Origin of the sequence: Acidovorax sp. Root219, from assembly GCF_001428665.1 — a bacterium.
Classification (GTDB): Bacteria; Pseudomonadota; Gammaproteobacteria; order Burkholderiales; family Burkholderiaceae_C; genus Acidovorax.
The window spans coordinates 1-12496 of the sequence record NZ_LMIJ01000002.1 but is presented as its reverse complement, the minus strand read 5'-3'; the positions used below and the strand labels follow the sequence as shown (position 1 = coordinate 12496).

The 12496-nt window shown below is 68.8% G+C and carries 11 protein-coding genes and 1 pseudogene; 5 read left to right on the top strand and 7 right to left on the bottom strand.

Features of this window, described 5'->3' with window-relative positions; genetic code table 11:
- The first annotated feature begins 46 nt into the window (after positions 1-46).
- The 3 genes from ASE28_RS02400 to ASE28_RS02390 are packed head-to-tail and all read left to right on the top strand — an operon-like array spanning position 47 to position 2805.
- Complete coding sequence (locus tag ASE28_RS02400) at positions 47-1033, top strand: tripartite tricarboxylate transporter substrate binding protein (protein ID WP_057264379.1); 987 nt, start codon at positions 47-49, stop codon at positions 1031-1033.
- Positions 1034-1037: 4 nt separating this feature from the next.
- Positions 1038-1820 (top strand): SDR family NAD(P)-dependent oxidoreductase, encoded by a 783-nt coding sequence (locus ASE28_RS02395; protein WP_057264378.1) that lies wholly within the window; start codon positions 1038-1040, stop codon positions 1818-1820.
- Positions 1821-1827: 7 nt separating this feature from the next.
- Positions 1828-2805: a PDR/VanB family oxidoreductase gene (locus ASE28_RS02390; protein WP_057264376.1), complete on the top strand. Its 978-nt coding sequence runs from the start codon at positions 1828-1830 to the stop codon at positions 2803-2805.
- Positions 2806-2872: 67 nt separating this feature from the next.
- Here the strand turns inward: ASE28_RS02390 and ASE28_RS02385 are convergent, their stop codons facing one another.
- From ASE28_RS02385 to ASE28_RS02370, 4 genes are all read right to left on the bottom strand, one after another.
- A complete protein-coding gene (locus tag ASE28_RS02385; RefSeq protein ID WP_082607855.1) occupies positions 2873-3685 on the bottom strand; it encodes a class II aldolase/adducin family protein in 813 nt (270 codons plus the stop codon).
- Between the two features lie 11 nt (positions 3686-3696).
- On the bottom strand, positions 3697-4689 hold the full coding sequence (locus ASE28_RS02380) for a tripartite tricarboxylate transporter substrate binding protein (RefSeq protein ID WP_057264375.1): 993 nt from the start codon (positions 4687-4689) through the stop codon (positions 3697-3699).
- A gap of 70 nt (positions 4690-4759) precedes the next feature.
- Positions 4760-6379 carry a benzoylformate decarboxylase gene (mdlC, locus tag ASE28_RS02375; RefSeq protein ID WP_057264374.1) on the bottom strand — a complete coding sequence of 540 codons (1620 nt, stop codon included), beginning with the start codon at positions 6377-6379 and terminating at the stop codon, positions 4760-4762.
- A 22-nt stretch (positions 6380-6401) separates the two neighbouring features.
- Positions 6402-7847, bottom strand: coding sequence for an aldehyde dehydrogenase family protein (locus ASE28_RS02370; protein ID WP_057264373.1), 1446 nt, complete (start codon positions 7845-7847; stop codon positions 6402-6404).
- A 103-nt stretch (positions 7848-7950) separates the two neighbouring features.
- Here ASE28_RS02370 and ASE28_RS02365 point away from each other — a divergent pair, with 103 nt between their 5' ends.
- Both ASE28_RS02365 and ASE28_RS02360 read left to right on the top strand, forming a co-directional pair.
- Complete coding sequence (locus tag ASE28_RS02365; RefSeq protein ID WP_057264372.1) at positions 7951-8862, top strand: LysR family transcriptional regulator; 912 nt, start codon at positions 7951-7953, stop codon at positions 8860-8862.
- A 57-nt stretch (positions 8863-8919) separates the two neighbouring features.
- Positions 8920-9741 (top strand): IclR family transcriptional regulator, encoded by an 822-nt coding sequence (locus ASE28_RS02360; protein ID WP_082607853.1) that lies wholly within the window; start codon positions 8920-8922, stop codon positions 9739-9741.
- 30 nt (positions 9742-9771) lie between these two features.
- Here the strand turns inward: ASE28_RS02360 and gudD are convergent, their stop codons facing one another.
- The 3 genes and pseudogenes from gudD to ASE28_RS31790 form a co-directional block, all read right to left on the bottom strand.
- The gene (gudD, locus tag ASE28_RS02355; RefSeq protein ID WP_057264371.1) at positions 9772-11121 is read right to left on the bottom strand and encodes a glucarate dehydratase; all 1350 of its coding nucleotides are present in this window, start codon (positions 11119-11121) and stop codon (positions 9772-9774) included.
- Positions 11122-11170: 49 nt separating this feature from the next.
- Positions 11171-12142, bottom strand: a complete 972-nt coding sequence (locus tag ASE28_RS02350) for a tripartite tricarboxylate transporter substrate binding protein (protein ID WP_057264370.1) — start codon at positions 12140-12142, stop codon at positions 11171-11173.
- A 200-nt stretch (positions 12143-12342) separates the two neighbouring features.
- Positions 12343-12496, bottom strand: a pseudogene (locus tag ASE28_RS31790) (5-dehydro-4-deoxyglucarate dehydratase); the annotation flags it as partial.

Here is a 12496-nt window from a genome sequence, read left to right as displayed (position 1 = left end):
GCGCCCCAGCGGGGCGCCCGCACGATCGACCACTACGGAGACAACGATGAAATTCCCCACGAAACTGGCCTTCACCTTGGCCGCATGGGCCTGCGCGGCCACCGCCGCCTGGGCACAGACAGCCGCAGCCACCGACTGGCGCCCGACCAAGCCGGTGCGCATCGTCGTGCCCATCACCGGCAGCACCAACGACGTGCTGGCGCGCATGATTGCGCCCAAGCTGCAGGAGGCGATGGGCCAGCCCTTCTTCGTCGAGAACAAGCCGGGCGCGGGCGGCAACATCGGCGCCGCCGAAGTGAGCCGTGCGGCCCCGGACGGCCACACCCTGCTGATCGGCTACAACGGGCCGCTGGCCATCAACGCCACGCTGTTCGACAAGATGCCCTATGACCCGCAGAAGGACCTGGCGCCCATCACACTGGCCGTGAAGTCGCCGCAGTACCTGGTGGTGAACCCGGACTCCGGCATCACCGACGTGCGGGACTTCATCGCCAAGGCCAAGGCCGACCCGAAGAAGTTCGCCTACGGCTCGGTGGCCATGGGCAGCGCCTCGCACCTGACCATGGAGATGATGAAGTCGGCCGCTGGCTTCCAGATGACGCACGTGCCCTACCGCGGCGCAGGCCCGGCCATCACGGACCTTATCGCGGGCAATATCCAGGCCGGCTTCTTCGTGCCGGGCAATGTGCAGGGTTTCGTCAAGGAGGGGCGCCTGAAGCTGCTGGCTTCCACCGGTCCCAAGCGCTTTCCGAGCACGCCGGACGTCCCCACCCTGGCCGAGTCGGGCCTGAAGGATTTCGAGGCCACGTCGTGGATCGGCCTGCTCGCGCCGGCCAACACGCCGCCGGCCATCGTCAACAGCTACCACCAGGCGATGGTGCGCATACTGAACTCGCCCGACATCACCAAGCGCCTGCAGGAGATGGAGTTCGAGGTCGTCGCCAGCACGCCCAAACAGTTCAGCGACTGGATCGCCACCGAGATCACGCGCTGGGGCAAGGTCATCAAAGCCACTGGCGCGAAGGCAGATTAAGACGATGCGCAACGAACTCCGACTCGCAGGGCGCACCGCCCTGATCACTGGTGCGGGCGCGGGCATCGGCGCCGCAGCCGCCCATCTCTTTTGCCGCGAAGGCGCCGCCGTGCTGCTGGTGGACGCCAACGGCGAGGCGCTCGAACGCACACGAACGGCCATCGAAGAGGCCCTGCCCGGCGCACGCCTGGCCTGCGCCACGGCCGACGTGGCCGACGAGGCAGCCGCCCTGGCCGCCGTGCAGCAGTGCAGCACGCTGTGGGGGGGCCTCGACATCCTGGTGAACAACGCGGCCATGCGCAACTACAGCGCGGCAGCGGACGCCACGGCCGCCGAATGGCATGCCATGGTGGGCGTGAACCTGGTGGGCATGTCCAACTACTGCCGCGCGGCCCTGCCGGCGCTGCGCACGGCGGGCACAGGCAGCATCGTCAACGTGTCATCGTGCTACGCCGTCACCGGGCGCAAGGGCATGGCGCTGTACGACGCGACCAAGGCCGCCCAGCTGGCATACACGCGCAGCCTGGCCTTCGAGGAAGCCGCGCACGGCGTGCGCGCCAACGCGGTGTGCCCCGGCTCCACGCTGACCGATTTCCACGTCGGCCGCGCGCAGGGGGCGGGCAAGAGCGTCGAGCAGCTCAAGGTGGAGCGCAAGGACACCTCGCTGATCGGCCGCTGGGCATCGCCCGAAGAGATCGCCTGGCCCATCCTCTGGCTCGCATCCGGCGAAGCCTCGTTCATCACCGGCACCACGCTGATGGTGGACGGTGGCCTGCACATCATGTGAGAGCGCCATGTCCTCCAGCTCCCTTCAGGCATTCGTTCAGCAGCTGCGGTACGAGGCGGCGGGCACCGTCAGCGTGGAGCTGCGCCCGCTGGCGCCGGCCACGGCCTTCGCGCAGGCGGTCGAAGCCGGTGACCACATCGACCTGCACCTGGCCGATGGCCTCACGCGCAGCTACTCGCTGACCAACCCCGGCGAAAGCCACCGCTACGTGGTGGCCGTGGCGCTGGACAAGGCCAGCCGCGGGGGCTCGCGCTTCGTGCACGAATCCCTGCGCGTGGGCCGACAGATCGCCATCGGCGGGCCGCGCAACCACTTCGCGCTCGACGAAGCCGCGCCCTACAGCGTGCTCGTGGCGGGCGGGATCGGCATCACACCCATCTACGCCATGCAGCAGCGGCTGGCAGCGCTCGGGCGCCCGGCCCACCTCATCTACTGCGCGGGCAGCCGCCAGAGCGCGGCCTTCGTGGCCGAGATCGAGTCGCTCGCCGCCGCCTCCCAAGGCCGGCTCACGGTGGACTGGCATTTCAAGGACGAGCGCGGCACGCGCGCCGACCTGCCCCACCTGCTGGCCGGCCACCCCGCTGGCACGCACTTCTACTGCTGCGGCCCCCTGCCCCTGCTGGATGCCTATGAGCAGGCCTGCGAACAGCTGGGCCTGGCCCATGTGCACCTGGAGCGCTTTGCCGCCGCGCCGCTGGCCGCGCCCCAGACGCCCCAGGACGGCTATGCCGTGGAGCTGCGCAAGTCCGGCAAGACCGTGCACGTGGCGCCCGGCATCGCGCTGCTGGACGCACTGATCGACGCTGGCATGAACCCCGAGTACAGCTGCCGCGAGGGGGTGTGCGGCGCCTGCGAGGTCAAGGTCATCTCGGGCGATGTGGACCACCGCGACCTGATCCTGAGCAAACAGGAGCAGGCGGCCAATCGGTCGATGATGGTCTGCGTCTCGGGCTGCAAGTCGGGAAGCCTCGTGCTCGACTGCTGAACACCGCCACCCATGCAAACGCCGGCCGTTGCGCAATGCAACGGCCGGCGTTCCTTGTTGGCAAGCGTCAATCCAGCAGTTCTGGCTGCTCGGCAATCACCTTGTCCATCAGCGGCTGCATGGCGAACCAACCCGCGCGGTGCGAGCCGACCTGGCGCGCCGTGGCGGCGGCCGTGGCCGCGTCGATCTCCACGGGCGAACCCACCGCGCAGGCCAGCAGGTACTGCTCGAAGGCGCGCTCCATGCGCAAAAACCAGAAGACCGCCTCGTCCACCGAATGGCCCACGGTGAAGTGCGCGTGGTTGCGGCAGATCACGGCCTTGCCCTGGCCCAGGCTCTGGGCGATGAGGTCGCCTTCGGACAGCTCGCTGGCAATGCCGCCATAGGCCTGCATGACGGCATGGTCGCCGTAGAACGCGCAGGCCTCCTGCGTGATGGGCGGCAGCGGCCGGCCCAGCGAGGCAAAGGCCGTACCGTAGCGCGAATGCGAGTGCGCTGCCGCCACCACATCGGGCCGCGCGCGGTGGATGCGCGAGTGGATGGAGAACGCCGCCGCATTCACCGGGTGCTGGCCCTGCACGATGCGCCCGTCGTGGTCGATGAGCACCAGGTCGGACACCTTGATGCGGCTGAAATGCAGGCCCAGGGGGTTGACCCAGAAGTGGTCCGTGAGAATGGGGTCGCGCGCGCTGATGTGGCCCGCGATGCCGGCCTCAAAGCCATGCATCGCGAAGATGCGAAAGCCTGCAGCCAGGCGCTGCTTCAAGTGCAGGCGCTCGTCCTCCGGGCTGGCGAACACCGGTGGGGTGGGCCAGTTCAGGCCCGTGCTGGTGGCCTGCAGCAGCACCTCGGGGGTGGATTGTTGGGTGGTGGCGGGCATCGCGTCGCCTTTCAATCGGCCTTCACGCCGCTGCGCCGGGCGGCCTCTTTCCAGCGCACGATCTCGCTGTCGATCTGATCGGAGAACTGGGCCGGGCTGCTGGAAGCAACGGGCGTCACCCCCAGGGCCTCCAGCCGCTGCCTGGCTTCCGGCGTGGCCGCGATGCGCTCCACCTCGGCATGCAGGCGCTTGACGATCTCGGGCGGCGTGTTGGCCGGCGCGAACAGGCCGCTCCAGAGCGTGATGGTGGCGTCGATGCCCAGTTCCTTCATCGTCGGCACGTCGGGGTACTGCTTCATGCGCTCGGCGGAGGTCACCGCCAGGGGCTTGGCCTTGCCGCTGTTGATGCCCGTGGCCGCCGGGCCTGCGTCGATGATGGTCATGGACACCGTCTTGGACATCACCGCCGTCACCGACTCCATGCTGCCCTTGTAGCCGATGTGCGAGAACTTCGCGCCCGTGGCCTCGTTGAACAGTTCGGTGATCAGCTGGAACGACGCCGCGCTGGCCCCGTAGTTGGAGCGCTCGGGGTTGCGGATGGAGGCCTCCACCAGTTCCTTGACGTTGCGCGCCGGGTCGTCCTTGTTGGCGATCAGCACCAGGGGGAAGGTGCCGGTCAGCGAGATGGGCGCGAAGTCCGTGGGCTTGTAGGGCAGCTTCGAATACAGCGCATGGTTGAACACCATGGGGCCGCTGGCGCCCATGAGCAGGGTGTAGCCATCGGGCTTGGCGCGCGCCACGGCCTGGGCACCGATGATGGAGGCGACCCCGGCGCGGTTCTCCACGATGACCGTCTGCTTGAGCACAGGCTGCAGCTTTTCGGCCAGGAAGCGCGCGATCACGTCGTTGGCGCCCCCGGGCGCATAGCCCACGATGATGGTGATGGGCTTGTCGGGCCACTGCGCCGCGGTGGCGCCCATGGAGGCGCCCATGGAAGTGGCCAGGCAGGTGAGTGCCAGGAGGGTCTTGGTGGCTCGGCCGAGCCCGGTGGTTGCGTGCGTCATGTGTCTCCTTTTTATGCTTGTTTGGGGAATGTCCGGTGGAGTCCCACCTATCGTGGCATGCGGCCTGCCATCAGGCCACTTCCACGTCGATGACGCTGGGGCCCTGGCGCTGCAGGGCCTGTGCAAGCGCTGGCTCGACCTGCTCCCAGCGGTCCACCTTCTCGCCAAAGCAGCCCTGCGACGTGGCCAGGCCGCTGAAATCGATGCCGGGGATGTCGATGCCGACCAGTTTTTCACTCGGCGCGAAGCCGAGCACGCCGGCAAAGCGCTTGAGCGCCGCATAGCGGCGGTTGTTGAGCACCACGAAGACCACGTTGGCGCCCTGCTGGGCAGCCGTCCACAGGCTCTGGATGCTGTACATGCTGGAGCCGTCGCCAATCACGCAGATGACACGCCGGTCGCGCCGCGCCATGGCGATGCCCACGGCCGCCGGCATGCCGTAGCCCAGCCCGCCGCTGGCCATGGTGTAGAAGGTGCCGGGCTCGGTGATGGGCAGGTACTGGTGCATCACCACGCGGGCCGTGGGCGCCTCCTCGACGATGATGTCGCGCGCATCACGCAGCCGCGACAGGGTCTGCAGCACGTAGGCCACGCTGGTGGGGCTGGTGCCCTCGGCCAGCGCGGGCCGGGGGCGGCGCGGCACGTCGGCCGCGAGCCGCTCGCCCAGGCCCTGCAGCAGCGCCTGCAGCCCCAGGCGCACGCTGCCGTGCACCGCAATGCCCTGGGGCACGGATGCCACGGCTTCGGCGTCGTCGGTCAGCACCGCCAACACGGCGCCCTCGGGCAGGTGCGAGCCTTCGGTATCGCGCTCCACGTGGTAGGTGAACGCAGGCCCGCCGACCACCAGCACCAGGTCATGGCCGTGCAGTTGCTCACGGATGGCCGCCGCCGAGGCGGGCAGGAAGCCCTGGAAATGGGGATGTGTCTCGGGGAACGATGCGCGCGAGGACATGGGCGCCCCGAAGACGGCAGCCTGGCAAGCCTCTGCCAGCTGCACCGCTTCGGGCCAGGCCGACTCCCGATCGATGGCCGCGCCCACCACCAGGGCGACGCGCCGGCTGCGGCCGATCAGCACCCGCAGCCGCTGGATCTGCGCCGGGTCGGGCGCCACCACCTGGCTGACCTGCGCCGCCATCAGCGGCTGACAGCCCTTGTCCCAGTCGTCTGCCGGCACCGAAACCAGAACGGGGCCGCGCGGTTGCTGCATTGCGATGTGGTAGGCCTTGCGGATGGCTGCGGGCACGTCCTCCGCACGCGCGGGTTCGATGCTCCACTTCACGTAGGGCTGGGGCAGCTCGGCCGCGCGGCGCGAGTTCAGGTAGGGGTCGAAGGGCTGGATCGAGCGCGACTGCTGCCCCGCGATGATGACCAGCGGCGTCTGGTTCTTGAAGGCAGTGTAGATGTTGCCCATGGCGTTGCCCACGCCGGCAGCCGAGTGCAGGTTCACGAACGCGGCGTTGCCGCTGGCCTGCGCGTATCCGTCGGCCATGCCGACCACCGAGGCCTCCTGCAGGCCCAGCACGTACTCGAAATCGTCGGGGAAGTTGCGCACCATCGGCAGCTCGGTGGAGCCGGGGTTGCCGAAGATCTTCGTGCAGCCCACCTCGCGCATCAGGTGGTAGAAGGTGTCGCGCACGCTGGGCAGGGCCAGTCCCTGCAGGGCCTGGGTCGTAATTGGGGATGAATTCATCGGGTCGCTTTCTGCTGCGGGGTCACGCAATGTGGCTCTGGTAGACATGCTTGGTCACCAGGAAGTCGTTCATGCCCTCCACGCCATGCAGCCGGCCGTAGCCGCTGTCGCGCTCGCCGCCGGTCTCGATCTCGGCAAAGAGCTTGTTGTGCGCGTTGATCCAGACGCTGCCCGAGCGCAGCCGGCTGGCGACGCGCCGGGCCTTGCCCGCGTCGCCCGTCCAGACGCTGGCCGCCAGGCCATAGCGCGTGGCGTTGGCGCGCATGACGGCATCGTCCTCGTCCTTGAAGCGCTCGATCACCATCACCGGGCCGAACAATTCGTTCTGCACCAGCGGGCTGGCGAGGTCGTCCACGGCGATCAGGCTCGGGGCGATGAAGGCACCCCGGGCCAGCGCGCCGCCCGGCACCTCGCCGTGCACCAGCACCTTGCCCGAGGCGCCTGGCGCGCCCTCCACCAGCGCGCGGATGCGCTCGCGGTTGGCTACGTCGATCAGCGGCCCCATGCCGGAGGCGGGGTCCATGCCCGGGCCGGGCTGCACGCGGCGCATGGCCTGGGCGAGTTCGGCCGCAAAGCGGTCGTAGACCGATTCGTGCACCAGCACCCGGGCCAGCGCCGTGCACTGCTGGCCCGACAGGATCAGCCCGCCCGCCAGCATGCCGCGCACGGTGGCGGCGATGTCGCAGTCGCCAAAGACCACACCGGCGGCCTTGCCACCCAGCTCCAGCGACAGGCGCGTGAGATTTCCCGCCGTGGCCCGTGCGATGGCCTTGCCCACGGCGGTGGAGCCGGTGAAGCTGATCACGCCCACGTCGGGCGACTCGCACAGCGCGCGCGCCACTTCGGCGCCGGACTCGGTGACGGTGTTGACCACGCCGGCCGGCACGCGCGGGTCGCACAGCACCGTCTCCAGCACCAGGTTGCTCACCAGCGCGGTCTGGTGCGCGGGCTTGACGACCACGGTGCAGCCGGCCGCCAGCGCGGGGCCCAGCGAGCGCACGAGCAAGGTCACCGGTGCGTTCCAGGGCACGATGATCACCGCCACGCCGGCCGCCTCGCGGTGCAGCGTGCTGAAGCAGCCCGGCTCGATCTCGACCACCCGCCCGAACAGGTTGCGCGCCAGGCCGGCGTAGTAGCGCAGCTCGGAAATGGCAGCGCCCACCTCGCCCAGGGCCTCGCGCAGCAGCTTGCCGTTTTGCGCGACGAGCAGGTGGGCCACCTGCTCGCGGCGCTCCTCCAGCCGGGTGGCGGCGGCCAGCAGCACCTCCGAGCGCAGCCGGGCATCGTGCTTCCAGGACGTGGCATGGAATGCGCGGTCGGCGGCGGCGATGGCGGCCTGCGCGTCTGCGGCCGTGCCCTCCACGAACTCCCCGGCCGGCTCGCCCGTGGCGGGGTTCAGCGTGGTGCCGATGGCTCCGCGTGCGGGCACCCAGGCCCCGTCAATGTAATGCTGCGCCACCTTCGTCATGGATCGTGTCTCCTGGTTGTCGTTCAGTTGCGCAGTATTGGTGGCAAGCCATCAACAATCCAATGAATAAAATGACTTAGCTATACAAAACAGGACATACCTCATGGACTGGACACAACGCATCCGCCTGCGCCACCTGCAGCTGCTGGTCAGCCTGGCCGAGACACAGAACGTGAGCCGCTCGGCCGAGCTGTTGCACATGACGCAGCCCGCGCTCTCCAAATGGCTCAAGGACCTGGAGGCCGACATCGGCGTGGTGCTGTTCGAGCGGCACGCGCGGGGCCTTCGGCCCACGCACTACTGCGAGGCACTGATCGAGCACGCCCGGCGCATCGGCGTCGACCTGGACCGGGCGCGTGACGAAATGGCGCTGCTGGTGGCCGGCAGCACCGGCTACGTGGCCATCGGCGGATCGGGGGCGACGATTGCCAGCACCGTGCCGGCGGCGGTGCTGGCCCTGCTGCAGGCCATGCCGCGCGCCCGCGTGGACATCTTCGAAGGCACGATGGACCGGCTGATGGAAATGCTGGGCCGGCGCGAACTCGATATCGCGGTGGGCCGCTACCAGCCGCAGTACCTGACGGCGCAGGTCGAATCGGAAGCGCTCTACGACGAGCCCCTGCACTTCGTGGCGCGCAAGGGCCACCCGCTGCACCGCCTCAAGTCCATGGGCTGGGACGACCTGTACCGCTACCGCTGGGTGGTGTTCAGCCCCGACACGCCGGTGCGCACCCTGCTCAACGAAGAGCTGCGCCTGGCCAACCGCAGCCTGCCGGCCGATGCGCTGCAGTCGAACTCGGTGTTCGCCAGCTTCTCGATGCTGACCGCCAGCGACATGGTGACCATCGCCTCAGAGCGCTCCATCGCGCAGTACGAGCGCATGGGGGCGCTGAAAAGGCTGCCCATCCGCTTCAGCGCCGCCCCGCCGGTGATGATGTACTGGCGCCGCGACACCTCGCGCAGCGCCGCCATGGACATGGCCCTGCAGTGCCTGCGTGAACTCGAAGCTTCTTGAGGAAAATCGCCCCGGAATCGAGTCCGCCAGACGGACAATTCACGCTACAGTAGCACCATGAAAATACCCACTGCGTCGGCAGCCGATGCCACTGCCGACACCGACAAATCCGAGGGCGGCGTGCGCGCCGTGCAGCGCGCGCTGGACATTCTGCTGGCCTTCAAGCCCGGCGACGATGGCCTGCTGGTGGCCGAGTTGCTCAAGCGCGTGGACCTGAGCCGCCCCACCCTGTACCGCCTGCTCGACACGCTGGACGCCAAGGGCTTTCTCAGCTCGCAGGGCGAGCCCCAGCGCTTTCGCCTGGGCCCTGCCGTGGCGCAGCTGGCGCATGCCTGGTCGGCCGGCACCAGCTACGAGACTGTGGCCCAGCCCATGATGCGCCGGCTGTGGGAGACCACGCGCGAGACCGTGTCGCTGCACGTGCAGGAAGGCGTCGACCGCGTCTGCGTAGCCGAGCTGCCCAGCACCCAGCCGCTGAGTTTCCGGCGCGGCGTGGGCTACCGCGAGAAGCTGGTGCGCGGCGCCAGCGGCCGCTCCATCCTGGCCTGGCTGAATGTCGACGCACGCGACCTGCCGGCGTATGGCGCGACCAGCGCGGCAGATGCGAAGCGGGTCACCGGTCAGCTCCAGCAAGTGCGCAGCGACGGCCATGCCACCAGCCGCGACGAACTGATCCAGGGCGCGGTCGCCATCGCCGCCCCTTTCTTCGAGAGCAGTGGCCGCGTGGTGGGCTCGCTGGGCCTGTTCGGCCCGAGCGCCCGGCTCAGCGAAGCGCTGGTGAAAGACTATGCCGCGCTGGTGCAGGAGGAAGCGCGGGCGCTGTCGGCGGCGCTGGGGTTTGCGGGGCCCTACCCGGCCGTGCATTCAAGCAAGGCGTAGGCGGGAACAGAGCCCACGCTGCCGGTGCCCTCACCGCACCATGCACGGCGCCTTGTTGTTGAACTTCCACCCCGGAATCAGGTACTGCATGGCTATCGCGTCGTCGCGCGCGCCCAGGCCATGCTCCAGGTACAGGCGGTGGGCGCGCTCGACCTCGTCCATGTCCAGCTCCACGCCCAGGCCGGGCTTCTTGGGCAACTGGATGAAGCCGTCCTTGATCTGGAACGGCTCCTTGGTCAGGCGCTCGCCGTCCTGCCAGATCCAGTGCGTGTCGATCGCGGTCACGCGGCCTGGGGCGGCGGCGCCCACGTGGGTGAACATGGCCAGCGAGACGTCGAAGTGGTTGTTGGAATGCGAGCCCCAGGTCAGGCCGAAGGCCTGGCACATCTGCGCCACGCGCACCGAGCCGGCCATGGTCCAGAAGTGCGGGTCGGCCAGGGGGATGTCCACCGACTGCAGGGCCAGGCTGTGCGCCATTTCGCGCCAGTCGGTGGCCACCATGTTGGTGGCGGTGGGCAGGCCCGTGGCGCGGCGGAACTCGGCCATCACCTCGCGGCCCGAGAACACGCCTTCGGCGCCGCAGGGGTCTTCGGCATAGGCCATCACGCCGTGCAGGTCGCGCGTAATGCGGATGGCGTCTTTCAGCAGCCAGCCGCCGTTGGGGTCCAGCGTCACGCGGGCCTCGGGAAAGCGCTCGTGCAGCGCGCGGATGGCCTCGACCTCTTCTTCGCCGCGCAGCACGCCGCCCTTGAGCTTGAAGTCGGCAAAGCCATACCGCTCGTAAGCCGCCTCGGCCAGGCGCACGATGCCATCGGCGGTCATGGCCTTCTCGTTGCGCAGGCGAAACCAGTCGTTGTCGGCACCGGGCTCGGTGCGGTAGGCCAGGTCGGTCTTGGCGCGGTCGCCCACGTAGAACAGGTAGCCCAGCATCTGCACCGCCTCGCGCTGCACGCCATCGCCCAGCAGCGCGGCCACGGGCACGTCCAGGTGCTGGCCCAGCAGGTCGAGGAAGGCCGATTCCACGGCGGTGACGGCGTGGATGGTGATGCGCAGGTCGAAGGTCTGCAGGCCGCGCCCGCCCGCATCGCGGTCGGCGAACTGGGCGCGCATGGCGTTGAGCACGGCGTTGTGGTGGCCGATGGGCCGGCCCACGATCAACGGCCGCGCGTCCTCGATGGTCTGGCGGATCTTCTCGCCGCCGGGTACCTCGCCCACCCCGGTGTTGCCCGCGCTGTCGCGCAGGATGATCAGGTTGCGCGTGAAGAAGGGGCCGTGTGCGCCGCTCAGGTTCATGAGCATGCTGTCGTGCCCCGCCACGGGCACCACGCGCAGTTCGGTGACGACGGGGGTGCTGGTGGCAGAGGGGGTGGAGGAGGTCATGGTGGTCAAAAGACAGTAAGGAGGCGCGCAGGGGCGCCCCCTGGGTTGCTCAATCTGCGGTGATCTTGCGGGTTTCTATGACGGTCTTCCAGCGGGCGAACTCGCGCGCCTGGTAGGCGGTGAAGGCCTCGGGCGTGCTGGCCACGATCTCCAGGCCCTGGTCGAGCATGCGCTTCTTCACCGCAGGGTCGTTCATGGCGGCGATGGCGGCGTCCGAGAGCTTCTTCTTCACGGCGGCGGGCAGGCCCTTGGGCGCGGCCATGCCTTGCCACGAATAGACCTCAGCACCGGCCACGCCAGCCTCGGCCAGCGTGGGCACATCGGGCAGCACGGGGCTGCGCTTGTCGCCGGTGACGGCAATCGCATGCAGCTTGCCGGCGCGGATGTGCGCGAGCACCGCGTTCACGTTCTGGAACGAGAACTCCACCTGCCCGCCCAGCAGGTCGTTGATGGCCGGGGCGCCGCCCTTGTAGGGGATGTGCAGGCCCTCGGTACCGCTTTGCTGCCAGAAGACTTCGGCCGAGAGGTGGTCTGACGAGCCGTTGCCCGAACTGGCGAAGCTCACCTTGCCGGGGTTGGCCTTGAGCTGGGCGATCACCTCCTTGACGGTGCGCGCCTTCTGGTTGGGCGCGGCCACCAGCACGTTGGGCGCCTGCACGGGCACGGTGATGTAGTCGAAATCCTTGAGCGCGTCATACGGCACGCTCTTGAGCAGGTGCGGCGCCACAACGAAGGCCCCGAGCGAGGACACCAACAGCGTGTAGCCATCGGGCGCGGCGCGCTTGACCGCACCGGCACCCAGCGTGCCCGTGGCACCGGGGCGGTTGTCCACCACGAAGCTCTGCCCCAGCTTCTCGCCCATGTGCAGGGCCATGGCCCGCGCCACCATGTCGGTGGAGCCACCGGCCGGGAACGGCACGACGATGGTCACGGGCTTTTCGGGCCAGGGGGTGGTCTGTGCCGTTGCGGCAAAAGCCAGGGTGCAGGCGCTGGCAAGCAGCAGCAGTTTCTTGACGAACATGGTGGGTGTCTCCGGAGGTGGTGGTGGTGTCGTTGCGGTAGCCCTCTGCGGGGCCTTGGGGGTTTGCGTGGGGCGGAGGCTGCGCATAGAGCGGATAACAAAACTCAGCGAAGCGGTTCTGGCTAGGCGCTGCGTCGTAGGCAGTACGAGTAGTACGACAAGACGCGGCAACGACGCCAGAAGAGTTTTGTTAGCCGCTCTTACTGCGGGCCCAGCTTTGCAATGAGCGCCTTGAGCTGCTCCATCTCGGCCGGCTTCAAGTCCGTCAGCGGCGCGCGCACCGGCCCTGCGTCGTGGCCCACCAGCTTGGCGCCGGCCTTGATGATGCTCACGCCATAGCCTTCCACCTTGTTG

What these genes read in the sequence shown, in the direction of transcription:
- ASE28_RS02365 (WP_057264372.1), top strand. Translation starts at nt 7,951, where the DNA reads ATGGACTGGACACAACGCATCCGCCTGCGCCACCTGCAGCTGCTGGTC.
- ASE28_RS02395 (WP_057264378.1), top strand. Translation starts at nt 1,038, where the DNA reads ATGCGCAACGAACTCCGACTCGCAGGGCGCACCGCCCTGATCACTGGT.
- ASE28_RS02350 (WP_057264370.1), bottom strand. Translation starts at nt 12,142, where the DNA reads ATGTTCGTCAAGAAACTGCTGCTGCTTGCCAGCGCCTGCACCCTGGCT.
- ASE28_RS02370 (WP_057264373.1), bottom strand. Translation starts at nt 7,847, where the DNA reads ATGACGAAGGTGGCGCAGCATTACATTGACGGGGCCTGGGTGCCCGCA.
- gudD (WP_057264371.1), bottom strand. Translation starts at nt 11,121, where the DNA reads ATGACCTCCTCCACCCCCTCTGCCACCAGCACCCCCGTCGTCACCGAA.
- ASE28_RS02380 (WP_057264375.1), bottom strand. Translation starts at nt 4,689, where the DNA reads ATGACGCACGCAACCACCGGGCTCGGCCGAGCCACCAAGACCCTCCTG.
- mdlC (WP_057264374.1), bottom strand. Translation starts at nt 6,379, where the DNA reads ATGAATTCATCCCCAATTACGACCCAGGCCCTGCAGGGACTGGCCCTG.
- ASE28_RS02390 (WP_057264376.1), top strand. Translation starts at nt 1,828, where the DNA reads ATGTCCTCCAGCTCCCTTCAGGCATTCGTTCAGCAGCTGCGGTACGAG.
- ASE28_RS02385 (WP_082607855.1), bottom strand. Translation starts at nt 3,685, where the DNA reads ATGCCCGCCACCACCCAACAATCCACCCCCGAGGTGCTGCTGCAGGCC.
- ASE28_RS02400 (WP_057264379.1), top strand. Translation starts at nt 47, where the DNA reads ATGAAATTCCCCACGAAACTGGCCTTCACCTTGGCCGCATGGGCCTGC.
- ASE28_RS02360 (WP_082607853.1), top strand. Translation starts at nt 8,920, where the DNA reads ATGAAAATACCCACTGCGTCGGCAGCCGATGCCACTGCCGACACCGAC.